Source organism: Providencia sp. CIM-Carb-044 (genome assembly GCF_033901115.1).
GTDB classification, from domain to species: Bacteria; Pseudomonadota; Gammaproteobacteria; order Enterobacterales; family Enterobacteriaceae; genus Providencia; species Providencia hangzhouensis.
Map to the genome: position 1 here is coordinate 1 of NZ_JAXADV010000018.1, position 19,331 is coordinate 19,331.

The window sequence follows — 19,331 nt, forward strand, 5'->3', positions numbered from 1 at the left end:
ACGGTTTACGTTTCGCAATCCGTGAAGGTGGCCGTACTGTAGGTGCGGGTGTTGTTGCAAAAATTATTGCATAATACCGCTCTTTCTGAATAAGAAAGAACCACTTAGTAAAAAAGGGCGTCTAATAGACGTCCTTTTTATACGTTGCAAAATTCAGACGTTGCAAAATTAAGAACCTATCTCATCAATCATTTGTATAATTATTGGTGAGATAGGCTCTGAAACAACGAATTGATAACTGTGCGGGCTACTTTGCGCAGTTATATGAGATTTATTAAGGTTTTGCTCGGAAGATATGGTATATTTTACTGCTGCCACAAAAAGAAAGTCACTTTCTTGATTGGTGTAGTTAAAAAATTTACTGGGCATGCTGAAATTCCTGCAAAATGGAATAGCACTTGTGAAATGGGTAGCACTTGTAAAGTGATAGTACTGACGTACACGTAGTACTTGCGAAATAAAATGTTACTGCAACTTGTTATTTTTGCAGAACGAATAACGCTAATTACCTCCATTAACAAGGCTAATTACTTTTTAGATCGCAGGTGATGCTATTGATATCCCTATCAAATTTTTGCAGGCTTAGTTTGTAGTAATTGAGGGATATGTTGGCATATTCTATTGGTTTGGCTTGGTTGTCTTACCTTTGTAAACAAGCAAGCTTTGTACATACTTCATGGTAACAGGTTGAATTATGAGTGCGAATAGCGAAGCTCAAGGAAGTGGACGCAGTGCAGACATCTTCAAGTGGATCATTGTCTGTGCCTTATTAATAATTGCTATTGTTGGTAATTATTACTTCCGTCAATATAATCTCGCGCTGCGTGCTTTTGCAGTTGTGGCTGTTGTCGCTATTGCAGGTGCTGTCGCTTTATGGACCACAAAAGGTAAAGCAACACTGGCGTTTGCACGCGAAGCTCGCGTCGAGATGAGAAAAGTCATTTGGCCTACTCGCCAGGAAACATTACAAACTACTTTAATTGTTGCTGCAGTAACGGCTGTAATGTCATTAATACTGTGGGGACTAGATGGTATCCTGGTGCGTTTAGTTTCATTTATTACAAGCCTGAGGTTATTCTAAATGTCCGATTCACCTAAAAAGCGCTGGTATGTCATTCAGGCATTCTCTGGTTTTGAAGGTCGCGTAGCACAATCTTTACGTGAACATATCAAATTACATGCTATGGAAGATTCTTTTGGCGAAGTTATGGTTCCAACAGAAGAAGTTGTTGAAATCCGTAGCGGTCAGCGCCGTAAGAGTGAACGTAAATTCTTCCCAGGCTATGTCTTAGTCCAAATGGTCATGAATGATGACTCTTGGCACTTAGTGCGTAGTGTACCGCGTGTAATGGGGTTCATTGGCGGGACGTCAGATCGTCCAGCGCCAATTAGCGATAAAGAAGTTGATGCTATCATGAACCGCTTACAACAAGTTGGTGATAAACCACGTCCGAAAACACTGTTTGAACCGGGTGAAATGGTTCGTGTTAGCGAAGGTCCGTTTGCTGACTTTAACGGTGTGGTTGAAGAAATTGATTATGAAAAGAGCCGCTTGAAAGTGTCTGTTTCTATCTTCGGTCGTGCAACTCCAGTCGAATTGGATTTTGGTCAGGTAGAAAAAGCCTAATCTAAACGACAAAACTGACTTGCAAAAGGCGTGAAATTTGACTACAATTTCGCGCCTTTTGTTTTTATGTTCGGCGCAAATTAATGTGCGGGGCATGTTTAATGTAACGGGGAGCCTTGCAAACCGTAAGGCGCTATCACCCATCTAGAGGAAATATCATGGCTAAGAAAGTTCAAGCCTACGTTAAGCTGCAAGTTGCAGCTGGTATGGCGAACCCAAGTCCACCGGTTGGTCCAGCACTGGGTCAACAAGGTGTTAACATCATGGAATTCTGTAAAGCGTTCAACGCAAAAACAGACAGCCTGGAAAAAGGTTTACCAATTCCTGTTGTTATTACTGTTTACGCAGACCGTTCTTTCACTTTCGTTACCAAAACTCCACCTGCAGCAGTTCTTCTGAAAAAAGCAGCTGGCGTTAAGTCTGGTTCAGGTAAGCCGAACAAAGACAAAGTTGGTAAAGTGACCTCTGCTCAGATTCGCGAAATCGCTGAAACTAAAGCTGCGGACATGACTGGTGCTGATGTTGACGCAATGATGCGTTCAATTGAAGGTACTGCTCGTTCCATGGGCCTGGTAGTGGAGGACTAAGACAATGGCTAAACTGACTAAGCGCATGCGCAATATCCGTGAAAAAGTTGATGCAACTAAACAGTATGACATCAATGAAGCCGTTGCACTGCTGAAAGAATTAGCAACTGCTAAATTCGTAGAAAGCGTTGACGTAGCTATCAACCTGGGCATCGATGCTCGTAAATCTGACCAAAACGTTCGCGGTGCAACTGTACTGCCACACGGTACTGGCCGTTCAGTTCGCGTTGCTGTGTTCGCACAAGGCGCAAACGCTGAAGCTGCTAAAGCTGCAGGTGCTGAACTGGTAGGTATGGAAGATCTGGCTGATAAAATCAAAGCTGGTGAAATGGACTTTGACGTTGTTATTGCTTCTCCAGATGCAATGCGCGTTGTTGGCCAATTAGGTCAAGTTTTAGGCCCACGTGGTCTGATGCCAAACCCGAAAGTTGGTACTGTAACTCCAAACGTTGCTGAAGCAGTTAACAATGCTAAAGCAGGTCAGGTTCGTTACCGTAATGACAAAAACGGAATCATCCACACCACTATTGGTAAAGTTGATTTCGACGCTAACAAACTGAAAGAAAACTTAGAAGCACTGCTGATCGCGCTGAAAAAAGCAAAACCAGCTTCTGCTAAAGGTGTTTTCATCAAGAAAGTTAGCCTGTCCACCACTATGGGTGCAGGTGTTGCTGTTGACCAAGCTGGTCTGTCAGCGACAGTTTAATTGCGATAGCTTCGGCTAATTGGTAATTAGGCTTTACCTTTGCGTCAAATTTGTATAAAATTTGACGCCTTGAGTTTGTTGGGTACACAAAATGTATCCAACAAACCACGAATTTCGGTATGGAGTCTGGCCTTTCCAGACCCCGTCCAAGACCGCAGGTGTGGTTTATTAGTTATAATAGCTACTTAATTTACCTGCGTAGACGGTGACAGAGATACCTAGAATTTAATTCTGGATTCTATTCTGCTCACCGTGTTTTAGCGCTCTTACATAATGTTGTGTTTGAGTGATGTGAGTCCCGGGTTTTCCCGGTTAATCCAGGAGCAAGAAGCTAATGGCACTAAATCTTCAAGACAAACAAGCGATTGTTGCTGAAGTCAGCGAAGTAGCCAAAGGCGCGCTTTCTGCAGTTGTTGCTGATTCACGCGGCGTAACTGTAGCAAAAATGACTGAACTGCGTAAAGCAGGTCGCGAAGCAGGCGTTTATATCCGTGTTGTTCGTAACACACTGATTCGTCGTGCTGTTGAAGGTACTTCTTACGATGTACTGAAAGACGTGTTTGTCGGTCCAACCTTAATTGCTTTCTCTAACGAACACCCGGGCGCTGGCGCTCGTCTGTTCAAAGAGTTCGCGAAAGCGAATCCAGCATTTGAGATTAAAGCTGCGGCCTTTGAAGGTGAGTTAATCCAAGCGAAAGATATCGATCGTCTGGCAACTCTCCCAACTTACGATGAAGCAATCGCACGCCTGATGTCAACCATGAAAGAAGCCGCTGCCGGCAAATTGGTTCGTACTCTGGCTGCTCTGCGCGATCAGAAAGAAGCTGCATAAGCCCTTTCCTTCGTTGCTTTTTAACGTATAAACTATTTCTGAATTTTAGGAACACTTGTTATGTCTATCACTAAAGACCAAATCCTTGATGCAGTTGCAGAAATGTCTGTAATGGACGTTGTTGAACTGATTACTATGATGGAAGAAAAATTCGGCGTTTCTGCTGCTGCAGCTGTTGCTGTTGCTGCGGGCCCAGCTGAAGCTGCTGAAGAAAAAACTGAATTTGACGTTGTACTGTCAGCTGTTGGCGGTAACAAAGTTGCAGTTATCAAAGCAGTTCGTGGCGCAACCGGTCTTGGCCTGAAAGAAGCTAAAGATATGGTAGAGTCTGCTCCAGCGACCATCAAAGAAGGCGCGAGCAAAGACGAAGCTGAAGCTCTGAAAAAATCTCTTGAAGAAGCAGGCGCTTCTGTTGAACTTAAATAAGTTCAATTACAAGAACGCAGCCTAATCTAATTAGGCTGACGGCTGGTGATTTTTTAATCACCAGCCTTTTTGCGCTGTAAAGCGTGATGGGTGTTAACAGCTTTTCACGCAGTTTTAATGTTAACAACAACCCTCCAATACTTCTTTCTATTGACGACTTAATATACTGTGTTCTTCGCTACGACCCGCTCGGGTAGCTCGGTAGCAATGGCAACGCAATGAAATGATTTAAGAGTAATAGCAATGAGTATTAAGGAAAGTATTCATTTTCCGTTTCTTATAAAAAAACGCGTTGCGGTTCAGTCTCTTATACTAAGAGCTAACCACTTGGGTCACTGATCAACGAGCTGAGGAAACCTATGGTTTACTCCTATACCGAGAAAAAACGTATCCGTAAGGACTTTGGTAAGCGTCCACAAGTTTTGGACATACCTTATCTCCTTTCTATCCAACTTGACTCGTTCCAGAAGTTTATCGAGCAAGATCCAGATGGCCAGAATGGGCTGGAAGCAGCTTTCCGTTCTGTGTTTCCAATTCAGAGCTACAGCGGTAATGCTGAATTACAATATGTCAGCTATCGTTTAGGCGAGCCTGTTTTTGATGTTAAAGAATGTCAAATTCGCGGTGTAACTTACTCTGCGCCTTTACGTGTGAAATTGCGTCTCATCGTTTATGAGCGTGAAGCACCGGAAGGAACTGTTAAAGACATCAAAGAACAAGAAGTCTACATGGGTGAAATTCCACTCATGACTGAAAACGGAACTTTCGTTATCAACGGTACTGAGCGTGTTATCGTTTCTCAGTTACACCGTAGTCCTGGTGTATTCTTCGACAGCGATAAAGGTAAAACACACTCTTCAGGTAAAGTGCTATATAACGCACGTATTATCCCTTACCGTGGTTCATGGCTTGATTTCGAATTTGACCCGAAAGATAACCTGTTTGTACGTATTGACCGTCGCCGTAAATTACCTGCGACCATTATTCTGCGTGCAATGGATTACAATACCGAAGAAATCTTAAATCTGTTCTTCGAAAAAACTGTATTCCAAATCCGTGATAATAAACTGATGATGACGCTGGTTCCTGAGCGTTTACGTGGTGAGACAGCTTCATTTGATATCGAAGCGAACGGTAAAGTCTATGTAGAAAAAGGCCGCCGTATCACTGCACGTCACATTCGTCAGTTAGAAAAAGAAGAAGTGAATAGCATCGAAGTTCCTGTTGAATATATCGCAGGTAAAGTCGTTGCTAGAGACTATATTGATGAAAGTACTGGTGAGCTGATTTGTGCAGCGAACATGGAACTTTCTTTAGATATGTTGGCACGTCTGAGCCAGTCTGGTCATAAAACAATCGAAACATTGTTTACCAATGACTTAGACCATGGTGCTTACATTTCTGAAACCGTTCGTGTCGACCCAACTAACGATCGTCTGAGTGCATTGGTAGAAATCTACCGCATGATGCGTCCTGGTGAGCCACCAACCCGTGAAGCCGCTGAAAACCTGTTTGATAACTTATTCTTCTCTGAAGATCGTTACGACTTGTCTGCAGTAGGTCGCATGAAGTTCAACCGTTCACTGAACCGTGAAGAAATCGAAGGTTCAGGTATCCTGAGTGAAGAAGACATCATTGATGTTATGCGTAAACTCATCGATATCCGTAACGGTAAAGGCGAAGTGGATGATATCGACCACTTAGGTAACCGTCGTATTCGTTCCGTTGGTGAAATGGCAGAGAACCAATTCCGTGTCGGTCTGGTTCGTGTTGAGCGTGCAGTGAAAGAGCGTCTTTCTCTGGGCGACCTCGATGCATTAATGCCACAAGATATGATCAACGCGAAACCAATTTCAGCCGCAGTTAAAGAGTTCTTTGGTTCCAGCCAGCTGTCCCAATTTATGGACCAGAACAACCCGCTGTCTGAAATTACGCACAAGCGTCGTATCTCTGCGTTAGGCCCAGGTGGTCTGACTCGTGAGCGTGCGGGCTTCGAAGTACGTGACGTTCACCCAACTCACTACGGTCGCGTTTGTCCAATCGAAACGCCTGAAGGTCCAAACATCGGTCTGATCAACTCATTATCTGTTTATGCACAGACCAATGAGTACGGTTTCTTAGAAACCCCATACCGTTTAGTCCGCGATGGCTTAGTAACAGACGAAATCCATTATTTGTCTGCAATTGAAGAAGGTAACTTCATCATTGCTCAGGCGAATACCGTTTTAGGTGATGATGGTAGCTTTGTTGAAGAACTGATTACTTGCCGTAACAAAGGTGAATCAAGCTTATTCAGCCGTGAACAGGTTGAATATATGGACGTTTCGACTCAACAGGTTGTTTCTGTTGGTGCGTCACTGATCCCATTCCTTGAACACGATGACGCCAACCGTGCATTGATGGGTGCGAACATGCAACGTCAAGCGGTTCCTACTTTACGTGCCGACAAACCATTAGTTGGTACAGGTATGGAACGTGCAGTAGCGGTTGACTCTGGTGTTACTGCTGTTGCAAGACGTGGTGGTTCGGTTCAGTACGTTGATGCTTCTCGTATCGTTATCAAAGTTAACGAAGATGAGATGTACCCAGGCGAAGCTGGAATCGATATTTATAACCTGACTAAATATACCCGTTCTAACCAGAACACCTGTATTAGCCAGATGCCTTGTGTATCTTTAGGTGAACCTGTTGAACGTGGTGACGTGTTAGCGGATGGTCCTTCAACAGACCTCGGCGAATTAGCACTTGGTCAAAACATGCGCGTGGCATTCATGCCATGGAATGGTTATAACTTCGAAGACTCCATCTTAGTTTCTGAGCGTGTTGTTCAAGAAGACCGTTTCACAACTATTCATATTCAAGAGCTCTCTTGTGTGTCTCGTGACACTAAATTAGGGCCTGAAGAAATCACTGCAGATATTCCAAACGTCGGTGAAGCTGCTCTGTCTAAACTTGACGAATCCGGTATCGTGTATATTGGTGCGGAAGTGAAAGGCGGCGACATTCTGGTTGGTAAAGTAACACCTAAAGGTGAAACTCAACTGACTCCAGAAGAGAAACTGTTGCGTGCTATCTTCGGTGAAAAAGCATCAGACGTTAAAGACTCTTCTTTACGTGTTCCTAACGGTGTATCTGGTACGGTTATTGACGTACAAGTATTTACCCGTGACGGTGTAGAGAAAGACAAACGTGCATTAGAGATCGAAGAAACTCAGTTACGTGATGCGAAGAAAGACTTAACAGAAGAGCTGCGTATTTTCGAAGCTGGCCTGTTTGCACGTATCCGTTCTGTACTGGTTAACGGCGGAATTGAAGCTGAAAAACTGGACAAACTGCCTCGCGACCGTTGGTTAGAGTTATCTTTAGCAGACGAAGAGAAGCAAAACCAGTTAGAGCAATTAGCTGAACAGTATGACGAACTGAAATCTGAGTTCGAGAAAAAACTCGATGCAAAACGTCGTAAAATTACTCAAGGTGATGACTTAGCACCGGGTGTACTGAAAATTGTTAAGGTTTATCTGGCTGTTAAACGTCAGATCCAACCGGGTGATAAAATGGCGGGTCGCCATGGTAACAAAGGTGTTATCTCAAAAATCAACCCAGTTGAAGACATGCCTTACGATGAAAACGGTAACCCAGTTGATATCGTTCTGAACCCGCTGGGCGTACCATCACGTATGAACATCGGTCAGATTTTGGAAACCCACTTAGGGATGGCAGCGAAAGGTATTGGTGAGAAAATCAATGCTATGCTTAAACAGCAAGAAGAAGTTGCCAAACTGCGTGAGTTTATCCAAAAAGCATACGATTTAGGTGATGATCCACGCCAGAAAGTTGATTTGAACACTTTCACTGACGAAGAAGTTATGCGTTTGGCTGAGAACCTGAAAAAAGGTATGCCAATTGCAACACCAGTATTTGATGGTGCGAAAGAGAAAGAAATCAAAGAACTGCTGAAACTGGGCGGTCTGCCGACTTCAGGTCAGATTACATTATTCGATGGTCGTACTGGCGAGCGTTTTGAGCGTCAAGTTACTGTCGGCTACATGTACATGCTGAAACTGAACCACTTGGTTGACGATAAGATGCATGCCCGTTCAACAGGTTCTTACAGCTTGGTTACTCAGCAACCGCTGGGTGGTAAAGCGCAGTTCGGTGGTCAGCGTTTCGGGGAGATGGAAGTGTGGGCACTGGAAGCATACGGTGCAGCCTATACTCTTCAAGAAATGCTTACAGTTAAATCGGATGACGTTAACGGCCGTACGAAGATGTATAAAAACATCGTCGATGGTAGCCATCAGATGGAACCTGGTATGCCGGAATCTTTCAACGTATTGCTGAAAGAAATCCGTTCACTGGGTATCAACATCGAGCTGGAAGACGAGTAATTCGTTTTATGCCGGAAAGCTTGCTTTCCGGCACATGTAAGCACTGGGATTTGGGGAGAGTGTCTTTGAATACTCACCTGACAGGTCTAACTCCGACAGGAGCATTTTGTGAAAGACTTAATAAAGTTTCTGAAAGCGCAAACCAAGACCGAAGAGTTTGATGCTATCAAGATTGCTCTGGCATCACCTGATATGATCCGTTCATGGTCATTCGGTGAAGTTAAAAAGCCAGAAACCATTAACTACCGTACGTTCAAACCTGAGCGTGACGGTCTTTTCTGTGCGCGTATTTTCGGGCCAGTAAAAGACTATGAATGTCTGTGCGGTAAGTACAAACGTTTAAAACACCGCGGTGTGATTTGTGAGAAGTGTGGCGTAGAAGTTACACAGACCAAAGTCCGTCGTGAGCGCATGGGTCACATTGAACTTGCATCTCCGACTGCACACATTTGGTTCTTAAAATCACTGCCATCCCGTATCGGCTTGCTGCTTGATATGCCACTGCGTGATATCGAACGCGTTCTGTACTTTGAATCATATGTAGTTGTTGAAGGCGGTATGACTAGCCTTGAGCGTGCACAGATTCTGACAGAAGAGCAATATTTAGATGCGCTGGAAGAGTTCGGTGACGAATTTGATGCGAAAATGGGTGCCGAAGCTATCCAAGGCCTGCTGAAAAACCTCGATCTTGAGAACGAGTGTGAAACGCTGCGCGAAGAGTTAAATGAAACTAACTCTGAAACTAAGCGTAAGAAGCTGACTAAGCGTATCAAACTGCTGGAAGCATTTATTCAATCTGGTAACAAACCAGAGTGGATGATCTTAAACGTATTACCAGTATTACCACCGGATCTGCGTCCATTAGTTCCACTGGATGGTGGTCGTTTCGCAACATCAGATCTGAACGATCTGTATCGTCGCGTAATCAACCGTAATAACCGTCTGAAACGTCTTCTGGATCTGGCTGCGCCAGACATCATCGTACGTAACGAAAAACGTATGTTGCAAGAAGCGGTTGACGCCCTGTTAGATAACGGTCGTCGTGGTCGCGCAATCACTGGTTCTAACAAACGTCCTCTGAAATCTTTGGCTGATATGATCAAAGGTAAACAAGGTCGTTTCCGTCAGAACTTACTTGGTAAGCGTGTTGACTACTCAGGTCGTTCTGTTATCACCGTAGGTCCATACCTGCGCCTGCATCAGTGCGGTCTGCCGAAGAAAATGGCTCTTGAGTTATTCAAACCATTTATCTATGGCAAATTAGAATTACGTGGTCTGGCAACAACCATTAAAGCTGCGAAGAAAATGGTTGAGCGCGAAGAAGCGGTTGTTTGGGATATCTTGGATGAAGTTATCCGTGAACACCCAGTCATGCTGAACCGTGCACCAACACTTCACCGTCTGGGTATCCAAGCTTTCGAACCTATTCTTATCGAAGGTAAAGCTATCCAATTGCACCCACTCGTTTGTGCGGCATACAACGCCGACTTCGATGGAGACCAAATGGCGGTACACGTTCCTCTGACTCTGGAAGCTCAGTTAGAAGCACGTGCGTTGATGATGTCGACTAACAACATCCTGTCACCTGCAAGTGGTGAGCCGATCATCGTTCCTTCTCAGGACGTTGTATTGGGTCTTTACTACATGACACGTGACTGCGTAAACGCGAAAGGCGAGGGCATGGTATTAGCCGGTCCTAAAGAAGCTGAGCGTGTTTACCGTTCAGGTCATGCGTCACTGCATGCCCGGGTTAAAGTCCGTATCACTGAAGAAGTAAAAGATTCGGAAGGTAACATTACAATCAACACTGGTTTAGTTGACACCACTGTTGGTCGTGCAATTTTATGGATGATCGTACCGAAAGGTCTGCCTTATGCTCTGGTAAACCAAGCGTTAGGTAAGAAAGCTATCTCCAAAATGCTGAACACCTGTTACCGTGTTCTGGGCCTGAAGCCTACTGTTATTTTTGCTGACCAAATCATGTATACCGGTTTTGCCTATGCGGCACGTTCTGGTGCATCAGTTGGTATCGACGATATGGTTATTCCAGAGAAAAAAGCTGGGATCATCGCCGAAGCAGAAGCCGAAGTTGCAGAAATTCAGGAACAGTTCCAGTCTGGTCTGGTTACAGCAGGCGAACGTTACAACAAAGTTATCGATATCTGGGCAGCAGCAAACGAACGTGTTGCTAAAGCGATGATGGAAAACTTGTCGACTGAAGCGGTTATTAACCGTGATGGCGTCGAAGAACAACAAGTTTCTTTCAACAGTATCTTTATGATGGCCGACTCCGGTGCTCGTGGTTCTGCAGCTCAGATTCGTCAGCTAGCAGGTATGCGTGGTCTGATGGCTAAGCCAGATGGTTCCATCATCGAAACACCAATCACGGCGAACTTCCGTGAAGGTCTGAACGTTCTCCAGTACTTTATTTCTACGCACGGTGCGCGTAAAGGTCTTGCCGATACCGCATTGAAAACAGCGAACTCCGGTTATCTGACTCGTCGTTTAGTTGACGTTGCACAGGACTTGGTTGTGACTGAAGACGACTGTGGAACTCACGAAGGTATCCTGATGACTCCGGTTATCGAGGGTGGCGACGTTAAAGAGCCACTGCGTGAGCGTGTACTGGGTCGTGTGACTGCAGAAGATATCCTGATCCCAGGAACGGCAGACATTCTGGTTCCACGTAATACATTACTGCACGAAAAACTGTGTGACCTGTTAGAAGCTAACTCAGTCGACAGCGTTAAAGTTCGTTCAGTTGTAAGTTGTGAAACTGACTTCGGTGTGTGTGCTCACTGTTATGGTCGTGACCTTGCTCGTGGTCATATCATCAACAAAGGTGAAGCTATCGGGGTTATCGCGGCACAGTCAATCGGTGAGCCGGGTACACAGTTAACGATGCGTACGTTCCATATCGGGGGTGCGGCATCTCGTGCGGCGGCAGAATCTAGCATTCAGGTCCGTAACACAGGTACTCTGAAACTGGTTAACGCGAAATTCGTTACGAACTCAGAAGGCAAACTGGTTATTACTTCACGTAATACAGAATTGCGCCTAATTGACGAATTCGGTCGTACGAAAGAAAGCTATAAAGTCCCTTACGGTGCGCACTTGACGAAAGGCGATGGCGATGCAGTAACGGGCGGTGAAACTGTTGCGAACTGGGATCCACATACAATGCCAGTTGTCAGTGAAGTATCGGGTATTATCAGCTTCTCTGACATGCTTGATGGCCAAACAATGACGCGTCAGACTGACGAATTAACCGGTCTGTCTTCAATCGTTGTTCTGGATACTGCGGAACGTACCAGTGGTGGTAAAGACCTGCGTCCTGCACTACGTGTTATTGACGCAAATGGTAACGATGTTCTTATTCCTAACACGGACATGCCTGCTCAGTACTTCTTACCGGGTAAAGCAATTGTTCAGTTAGATGATGGCATCGCAATCAACGTCGGTGATACCTTAGCGCGTATTCCACAAGAATCTGTGGGTACTAAAGATATCACGGGTGGTCTACCACGCGTAGCTGACTTGTTCGAAGCACGTCGTCCGAAAGAGCCTGCAATCTTGGCTGAAATCAGCGGTATTATCTCGTTTGGTAAAGAAACCAAAGGGAAACGTCGTCTGGTTATCACACCATTAGATGGTAGCGATCCGTACGAAGAGATGATCCCTAAATGGCGTCAACTCAACGTGTTCGAAGGTGAGATCGTTGAACGTGGTGACGTGGTTTCCGATGGTCCAGAATCTCCACATGATATTCTGCGTCTGCGTGGTGTCCATGCTGTTACGCGTTATATCACTAATGAGGTTCAGGAAGTTTACCGCTTACAAGGCGTTAAGATTAACGATAAACACATTGAAGTTATCGTTCGTCAGATGCTGCGTAAAGTGACTATCGCGGATGCAGGAAGTTCTGAATTCCTCGAAGGTGAACAAGTCGAGTACTCACGTGTTAAAGTTTCTAACCGTAAACTGGAACAAGAAGGCAAAATTCCAGCGAACTTTGCTCGTGATCTGTTGGGTATTACTAAGGCATCTCTGGCAACAGAATCCTTTATCTCAGCAGCATCGTTCCAAGAAACGACACGCGTACTGACTGAAGCCGCAGTTGCGGGTAAACGTGACGAATTACGTGGTCTGAAAGAAAACGTAATTGTTGGACGCCTGATCCCAGCAGGTACTGGTTTTGCGTATCACCAAGACCGTATCCGCCGCCGTCATCTGAACGACGTTGTGGATGCACCACAAGTCAGTGCAGACGAAGCAACAGCAAACTTAGCTGAGCTGTTAAATGCAGGTTTTAGCAGTGACAACCAGAACTAATTTCTGATTTCACTGTAAAACGCCTGACAAAAGCCAGTGCCGAAAGGTACTGGCTTTTTTTATGTCTTAGGTTTATCTGAATATGTAACGCGTATTTCTATTTTTAAAATATATCCAGCAGTAAAAAAAATGAATAATAAATTGCTTGGCTAAAAATAAACGGTAATAAAAATTATTTTTAAATTATTTAATAGGAATATGCGATGGATAAAAAAAAGACAAATGAACAGGTTGATGTGAATCAAGCTAATCTCTCGGCTTATCATGGAATATTATCAGACTCATTAGGGGCCATAAATACATCTCAGATAGTGACGGGAAATGGGCAAATTGCATTAGATTTAGTTGTTGTTATTGATACTAGTGGCTCAATGTCTGATGAAGCAGGGGATTTAAGTAAACAGATTGATGCGACGATTGAGGCGGCATCAGCAAAGTGTCCATCTCACCTTCGGGCGACATTTTTAGGTATCGAAGGGACTTGGGCAAATACGAAGTTTGATCAATCTGCCAGTGAATATTTAATTAAGATCGGTGCGAACGAAAGGGATTTACAAGCAAGATTACCGTTTAAAGAATCCGATGGACGAGATCATGCTGGAAATAAAGAAGATTTATGTCGTGCGGTTATTGATATTAGTAAACACTTTGATTGGCGAGATGATGCGCGTAGGGCTATTTTTGTGCTGGGTGATGAAGGGATGGAAGGTGGCGGTGGAATTCTTACTCGTGCTGCGATTGCAAAAAATAATGAAGCCATATCTGTCGCTCAAGAAAGAGGAATTAAGGTGTATACCTACCAAGGTACACCGGATGATAGCCCAACAAATCTAGATCGTTTTCCGACTCTTGCTGATAGAGATAACGTGACGAGGGAGTATGAACGACTAGCCAAAGAAACCGACGGACGTGCGTACATTTACACCACAGGGATTGCAAATTTCTCGTTGGTTTTACAGGAAATATTATGTGATAGCTTAATACCACCAGCCAAACCAGATCGAAGGCTTTCAGAGTGTGATTCTGTCTGTGAAAACTTGCCACTCATTATAAATACTGTGAATACATTGTCTGATATTATAAAAAAGACCATAGATTCTTGCTGCCCTGATCCCAAGCATGATGACCCCTCAGATTGTCAGTGTAAACATTAGAATTGGTTAGCTAGAAAAAGTAAAAGCGGGAATATTTCCCGCTTTAATTATGTGAATGGTAAATATAGTAATTAGTAAAAAATACCAATGATCGCACAGTGAGCCACAAAACCTACCATCAGCGGCACGGCGGTTCGTTTTACCACATCAAATGGCTGCAGTTTTGCACCACTGGATACGGCAATGATTACCCCCGCGACTGGGGACATACCTCGGCCCATGTGTGAGGCTTGTTGCATTGGTAAAATCATTGCAATAGGGTTAACGCCCATACTATGTGCAATTTGTGGGATTAACTCAACGAACGCGAGGAATGGCGCATTACCTGAACCCATAATAATAGCAGCGGCAAGTGTGACGAGTGCGAACACAATCGCCATGGCAAATGGTGGCAAGCCGACGGATTCAGCACCTAAAATCAGTTGGTCAATTGCTCCACTGACTTTAATACCATGAGCGAACACTCCAGCGGCAACCAATAAGCCAACCACATTACTGAATGCATGACCCATACCATTTAGAAATGTTTGGAAGCCATTACAAACCGCTTTAAAATTACGTACGCGAAGTGTTTCAATCACCATGCAAATGGCCATCGCAATCAGCACGATAGTCACAACATCTAAGTGAATACCGGAAAAGAACAAATTGGACGTTCCCACCGCCATAATAATGGGGAGCATAGGAAGAAGTGCATAATATCCAGGAACTGACTTAGTAATTTCTTCTTTTTCATGTGACTGAACGGCTTTACCAATTTCAGGTACGAAACCTTGTTTTCGGTCACAGTGACGTTGCCAGAAAATATGGGTAATACCGACGACCAATACAGTGGCTAATGCCGCTGGCCCTTGATAGTAAAGCACATACTCAACGACAGACATATCGACCGCTTTCGCACCACGAATGGCATCAATCGCGGTTGGTGTATAAGCCACCCCAAGAGAAGTTGCGATAACCCCAGCCGCAGAAGCAGGTGATAATCCCAAACCAATCATAATTGGGAACATGGTTCCCATTAATAATACGGCTAAGCCTGTTGCTGATGGGATAGCTAATTGCAAGATACTTGCCAGCAAGAAAGAGAAAAATAGCAGTACATAAGGTGAACGCATATTTTTCAGTGGTTTAGTTGCAACACGTACTACCGCTTCATTGGCACCGATATGGTCCATATAGTGCGCAAAGCCCATCAATGCCATGATCATTAAACCGAGATCCGCTGCGCGGCTACTGAATAAATCTCGCATGACTTCAAATGGGTCGAGCCAAGTGATACCAGTGGTGGCGACATTTTTAGGGAGGATTGGACCCCAGCCAAGGGCTAGGGTGAATATCATCAATACTAAGCCAGCGATTAATAGTACTGGCTCAGCTTTGTACCCCTTTAAAATAAATCGCGCAACCAAAACAACGATAATCAGAACCGTTAGAATTGGGATCATGCTTTAGCTCCTGGTTTGAAGCGTTCTGCGGTGATTTGTACCACTTGTTTTAATACATCGCTGGCGGCATGTAGGGATTTAACGGGTAAATATTCATAGATTGAATGGAAGTTATGTGCGCCTGTGAAGATATTAGGGCAAGGCAATCCATTTTGCGATAATGCAGCTCCATCATAACCCCCACGCATAGGAATGACTTTTGGTGTGATACCACAAGCTTGGTAGGCATCAACGGCAATATCAATAGGGTAACGGTTATCACCTTGTAGGCTATTGTAAACGTTAGAGTAGCGGTCTGATAGCTTACAAACAACACTTTCGCTTCCCCAAAGGCTTTCGCAGCTCTCTGCTAATTGTTTTAAGAAAGCCATACGTTTGCGATAGCCGTCTTCGGTAAAATCACGCACATCCATTTTTAAAACAGTACGGGCGCTGTTACCTGACATTTGTTTCACCCAATAATAGCCTTCGCGTCCATCGGTATACTCAGGAGCTTCACCACCCGGTAACATGGTAATAAATTTTTGTGCCATTAATAATGAGTTAACCAGTTTGCCTTTTGCGGACATTGGATGAGCCGATTTACCCGTAAAGATGATTTCGGCATCACCTGCGTTCCAGTTTTCATACACCAGTTCACCGATACCGCAGCAGTCCAAAGTATAGGCAAAATCAGCACCAAACTCTTTAACATCAAAGACTTTTGCGCCACGGAGGCCTTGCTCTTCATCTGGAACGAAACCAATTTTAATGGTGCCGTGCTTAATTTCTGGATTTTGCTTAAAGTATTGCAGCATATCCATGATAGAGGCAATTGCCGCTTTATCGTCAGCACCTAATAGGCTAGTTCCATCAGTGACAATTATGTCATCACCAATGTAATTCACTAATTCAGGGAACTCACTCTTACGTAGATAAATATTAAGTTCTTTATTCATGCATAAATCTTCACCGGTGTATGGCAAAATTTGTGCTTTAGTATCATTGGTTTGTTCTGCGCTAGTGTCTAAATGGCCGAAGAAAGCGACGGTTGGGACATCATAATCAAGATTGGAAGGCAAAGTTGCGGTGACAATAGCTGTGTCACGCAGCTTAATATCTTCAACGCCCAGAGCTTCTAACTCTTGGACCAGCTGTTTCGCAAGGACGCGTTGTCCTTCTGAGGAAGGCATAATTCCTGCCGCACCCTTTTCCCTATCAGTGGTGGTGTTAATTTTGGTATAAGAAATAAACCGCTCAACAATATTCATTCTTTTTATTCCCCAGCATCTTATAGAATGCATTTTACATTAGTTATATCTGTGGCTGTAATTTAATTTCACAGTATTATTCTTGTATCACAATTAAAGATATTCTGAATATCAGACCTGTTGAATTTTTCTAAGAAATGCTAGTGAGAATATAAAATTGATAATTAATAGTGGCATTATTCGAATAATGAATTAAAATGGACGACTTTACTCCTGCCTTATTTTTCATCTTAAATAATATTGTTAAATTATTGATATTAAATCGTAAGAATATTCTTTCGTGATGTGTTTTTTATTTAACACCTTATTTTAAGCTTATCCTATCTTAAATTTAATTAATATATATTGCTGTTAGATGTTCAAAAGATAATTTTTCCTAGAAATAAAAAATTTTAATTAGCAAAATTAATAGAAAATTAGATGGAATGAATGCTTAAAATCATATTTTGATATTTTATTTCTTTGCCTTTCATTTAGATAATTGAATCAATTTTATAATGACTCTTATACTAACTGTTTTTTGCAGGATGGTGATAAAAATTTTCTTTTGTCTTGTTTCGTATTACCTCTACTTTTTTCATTGAAAGCAAATGAAGATTTGATTGCAGGTGTTTCTTCGTCATTTGATATGTAATTCTCAAGCAAAATCCCACTTCTGTGCCCAGCATCTCTGAATTATTTATTTTTATTAAAAATCAGCATGTTACTTTTGATTGTCATAAGTTTTCATCATATCTTTATTGTGGGGCAATTGACTTATTTTCTACGAATTGATTACTTTTTGTGATCTCCACTTGAATTTTGATATTTTCGATCACTTACTTTTTGATATTATGCAAAAGTATAAATAATATGTATTAATCAAAAACGAAAGAAAACGTAAATAAAAGAGGATGAAGCAATGACTGTTTCGCGCAGAACCTTTATAAAAGGATTAGCAGCCAGCGGTGCAGCAATGTCGGTTTCTAGTCCCATTTTAGCCAATGATGGAAAACCTTCAAATATTAAGCCTTACCGACCCGATAACGCTCCTAACTTATTGATAGTATTCCCTGATGAGATGCGTGCCCACGCATTACAATTTATGGGAGAAGATCCGTCAATTACCCCTAATTTAAATAAGTTTGCCAAACAAGCGAAAGTCATGACGCAGATGGCATCCAATTACCCATTATGTTCCCCATTCCGTGGCATGTTTATGACTGGGCAATATCCTGTTCGTAACGGTATTACAGGCAACGCACATGATTATGGTGGAAAGGTAGGGATTGATTTATCACCTTATGCCAATTGTTGGTCTGATGTTTTGAAATCATTGGATTACAGCACGGGGTATATTGGTAAATGGCATTTAGATGCGCCATATGCACCTTTTATTGAAAGCTATAATAACCCAATGGAAGGTCGTTATTGGAATGAATGGGCTGCTCCAAACCGCCGCCATGGCTTTGATTTTTGGTACTCCTACGGCACATATGATCTGCATATGAAACCGATGTATTGGGCCAATAATACACCACGGGAAAAACCGATTTATGTAGACCAATGGGGACCAGAGCACGAAGCGGATATGGCCATAAAATTCTTACAAAATAAAAATGGGCAGTACCGTGATAATACCAAGCCATTTGCGCTGGTTGTTTCTATGAACCCTCCGCATTCACCGTATGACCAAGTTCCACAAAAGTATCTCGATGCCTATAAAGGAAAAACCTCGCAAGAGTTAAATACTCGGCCAAATGTTAAATGGGATGTGGAATACCAAGAAGGCTATGGACCTCAATATTTCAAAGAATATCTGGCGATGGTAAACGGCGTTGATGAACAATTTGGTCGCATCGTTGATGAGCTTGAAAAACAAGGTCTTGCGGATAATACATTGGTTGTTTTTTTCTCTGATCATGGTAGTTGTCTTGGTGCAAATGGCCAGCCGACAAAAAATAACCCTTATGATGAGTCGATGCGTGTTCCGATGATGTTTCGGTTACCGGGTAAAATTCAACCAGGGCAAGATGATGCATTAATGTCAGCGCCGGATATCTACCCAACGATTCTAGGTTTGTTGGGGTTAGAGCAATGGATCCCTGGCTCAGTTGAAGGAAGTAATTTAGCTGAACGTGTAGTCACTGGTGAGGGGGAAGTCGCTAACTCTCAACTTTATTTATTTATTCCGTATGGTGAACCTTCGTTTGGTAAACGTGGCGTGAGAACGAAAACACATACATTGGTTATTGACCGTCAGGATGGGCAACCACTGAAATATACGCTTTATGATAATGTAAATGATCCTTATCAAATGAAAAATGTGGCAGATGAGAACAAACCCATTATTGATAAATTAATTAAAGAAGAGCTTATACCGTGGTTAGAAAAAACCGGTGATTCTTGGAGACCAACAGAGTTTATTACAGCAACAACAAATAAATTAAATAAAAAAGTTTCAGCTTGTGAAGTTAAATAAATCATTTTTTTGCCACCTAATAAACTAGGTGGCATTAATAAAAAAAATGAAAATATTATTCTCTAATAAAACAGGGAATCACTATCCTCGTGCTTAAATAGTACACAGCTTTGGAATAAAGAT

13 protein-coding genes and 1 pseudogene are annotated in these 19,331 nt (G+C 43.0%); 11 read left to right on the top strand and 3 right to left on the bottom strand.

Annotated features, from left to right (window positions below):
* A pseudogene (locus SJ312_RS21160) lies at positions 1 to 74 on the top strand (elongation factor Tu); the annotation flags it as partial.
* Positions 75 to 168: 94 nt separating this feature from the next.
* On the opposite strand, the gene SJ312_RS21165 reads toward SJ312_RS21160, so the two are convergent.
* The gene (locus tag SJ312_RS21165) at positions 169 to 369 is read right to left on the bottom strand and encodes a hypothetical protein (RefSeq protein WP_036958857.1); all 201 of its coding nucleotides are present in this window, start codon (positions 367 to 369) and stop codon (positions 169 to 171) included.
* Between the two features lie 325 nt (positions 370 to 694).
* Between SJ312_RS21165 and secE the strand changes: the two genes are divergently transcribed.
* The 9 genes from secE to SJ312_RS21210 all read left to right on the top strand — a co-directional run bounded on the left by secE (position 695) and on the right by SJ312_RS21210 (position 14,052).
* Positions 695 to 1,081 carry a preprotein translocase subunit SecE gene (gene secE / locus SJ312_RS21170; protein WP_004264377.1) on the top strand — a complete coding sequence of 129 codons (387 nt, stop codon included), beginning with the start codon at positions 695 to 697 and terminating at the stop codon, positions 1,079 to 1,081.
* Positions 1,082 to 1,627, top strand: coding sequence for a transcription termination/antitermination protein NusG (gene nusG, locus SJ312_RS21175; RefSeq protein ID WP_004264378.1), 546 nt, complete (start codon positions 1,082 to 1,084; stop codon positions 1,625 to 1,627).
* Between the two features lie 158 nt (positions 1,628 to 1,785).
* Positions 1,786 to 2,214, top strand: coding sequence for a 50S ribosomal protein L11 (gene rplK, locus SJ312_RS21180; protein ID WP_004264379.1), 429 nt, complete (start codon positions 1,786 to 1,788; stop codon positions 2,212 to 2,214).
* 4 nt (positions 2,215 to 2,218) lie between these two features.
* Positions 2,219 to 2,920 (top strand): 50S ribosomal protein L1, encoded by a 702-nt coding sequence (rplA, locus tag SJ312_RS21185; RefSeq protein WP_004264380.1) that lies wholly within the window; start codon positions 2,219 to 2,221, stop codon positions 2,918 to 2,920.
* Between the two features lie 334 nt (positions 2,921 to 3,254).
* The gene (rplJ, locus tag SJ312_RS21190) at positions 3,255 to 3,752 is read left to right on the top strand and encodes a 50S ribosomal protein L10 (RefSeq protein ID WP_004264381.1); all 498 of its coding nucleotides are present in this window, start codon (positions 3,255 to 3,257) and stop codon (positions 3,750 to 3,752) included.
* Between the two features lie 60 nt (positions 3,753 to 3,812).
* Positions 3,813 to 4,178 carry a 50S ribosomal protein L7/L12 gene (gene rplL, locus SJ312_RS21195; protein WP_004264384.1) on the top strand — a complete coding sequence of 122 codons (366 nt, stop codon included), beginning with the start codon at positions 3,813 to 3,815 and terminating at the stop codon, positions 4,176 to 4,178.
* Between the two features lie 359 nt (positions 4,179 to 4,537).
* Positions 4,538 to 8,566, top strand: a complete 4,029-nt coding sequence (gene rpoB / locus SJ312_RS21200) for a DNA-directed RNA polymerase subunit beta (protein ID WP_004264386.1) — start codon at positions 4,538 to 4,540, stop codon at positions 8,564 to 8,566.
* 108 nt (positions 8,567 to 8,674) lie between these two features.
* Positions 8,675 to 12,898, top strand: a complete 4,224-nt coding sequence (gene rpoC / locus SJ312_RS21205) for a DNA-directed RNA polymerase subunit beta' (RefSeq protein ID WP_004264390.1) — start codon at positions 8,675 to 8,677, stop codon at positions 12,896 to 12,898.
* A 203-nt stretch (positions 12,899 to 13,101) separates the two neighbouring features.
* Positions 13,102 to 14,052 (top strand): VWA domain-containing protein, encoded by a 951-nt coding sequence (locus SJ312_RS21210; protein WP_110592657.1) that lies wholly within the window; start codon positions 13,102 to 13,104, stop codon positions 14,050 to 14,052.
* A 71-nt stretch (positions 14,053 to 14,123) separates the two neighbouring features.
* On the opposite strand, the gene dcuC is transcribed toward SJ312_RS21210, so the two are convergent.
* Positions 14,124 to 15,497 (bottom strand): C4-dicarboxylate transporter DcuC, encoded by a 1,374-nt coding sequence (gene dcuC / locus SJ312_RS21215; RefSeq protein ID WP_004264398.1) that lies wholly within the window; start codon positions 15,495 to 15,497, stop codon positions 14,124 to 14,126.
* On the bottom strand, positions 15,494 to 16,747 hold the full coding sequence (gene pepT / locus SJ312_RS21220; RefSeq protein WP_110592656.1) for a peptidase T: 1,254 nt from the start codon (positions 16,745 to 16,747) through the stop codon (positions 15,494 to 15,496). The genes dcuC and pepT overlap by 4 nt, the downstream gene beginning before the upstream one ends.
* A gap of 901 nt (positions 16,748 to 17,648) precedes the next feature.
* Here pepT and SJ312_RS21225 point away from each other — a divergent pair.
* Positions 17,649 to 19,208 carry a sulfatase-like hydrolase/transferase gene (locus tag SJ312_RS21225; RefSeq protein WP_004264409.1) on the top strand — a complete coding sequence of 520 codons (1,560 nt, stop codon included), beginning with the start codon at positions 17,649 to 17,651 and terminating at the stop codon, positions 19,206 to 19,208.
* Positions 19,209 to 19,331 lie beyond the last annotated feature (123 nt).

Excerpts from the sequence above, each read along its gene's own strand:
- rpoB (WP_004264386.1), top strand. The coding sequence starts at position 4,538 with ATGGTTTACTCCTATACCGAGAAAAAACGTATCCGTAAGGACTTTGGT.
- nusG (WP_004264378.1), top strand. The coding sequence starts at position 1,082 with ATGTCCGATTCACCTAAAAAGCGCTGGTATGTCATTCAGGCATTCTCT.
- rplA (WP_004264380.1), top strand. The coding sequence starts at position 2,219 with ATGGCTAAACTGACTAAGCGCATGCGCAATATCCGTGAAAAAGTTGAT.
- rplK (WP_004264379.1), top strand. The coding sequence starts at position 1,786 with ATGGCTAAGAAAGTTCAAGCCTACGTTAAGCTGCAAGTTGCAGCTGGT.
- rplL (WP_004264384.1), top strand. The coding sequence starts at position 3,813 with ATGTCTATCACTAAAGACCAAATCCTTGATGCAGTTGCAGAAATGTCT.
- SJ312_RS21225 (WP_004264409.1), top strand. The coding sequence starts at position 17,649 with ATGACTGTTTCGCGCAGAACCTTTATAAAAGGATTAGCAGCCAGCGGT.
- secE (WP_004264377.1), top strand. The coding sequence starts at position 695 with ATGAGTGCGAATAGCGAAGCTCAAGGAAGTGGACGCAGTGCAGACATC.
- SJ312_RS21210 (WP_110592657.1), top strand. The coding sequence starts at position 13,102 with ATGGATAAAAAAAAGACAAATGAACAGGTTGATGTGAATCAAGCTAAT.
- rplJ (WP_004264381.1), top strand. The coding sequence starts at position 3,255 with ATGGCACTAAATCTTCAAGACAAACAAGCGATTGTTGCTGAAGTCAGC.
- SJ312_RS21165 (WP_036958857.1), bottom strand. The coding sequence starts at position 369 with ATGCCCAGTAAATTTTTTAACTACACCAATCAAGAAAGTGACTTTCTT.
- pepT (WP_110592656.1), bottom strand. The coding sequence starts at position 16,747 with ATGAATATTGTTGAGCGGTTTATTTCTTATACCAAAATTAACACCACC.
- dcuC (WP_004264398.1), bottom strand. The coding sequence starts at position 15,497 with ATGATCCCAATTCTAACGGTTCTGATTATCGTTGTTTTGGTTGCGCGA.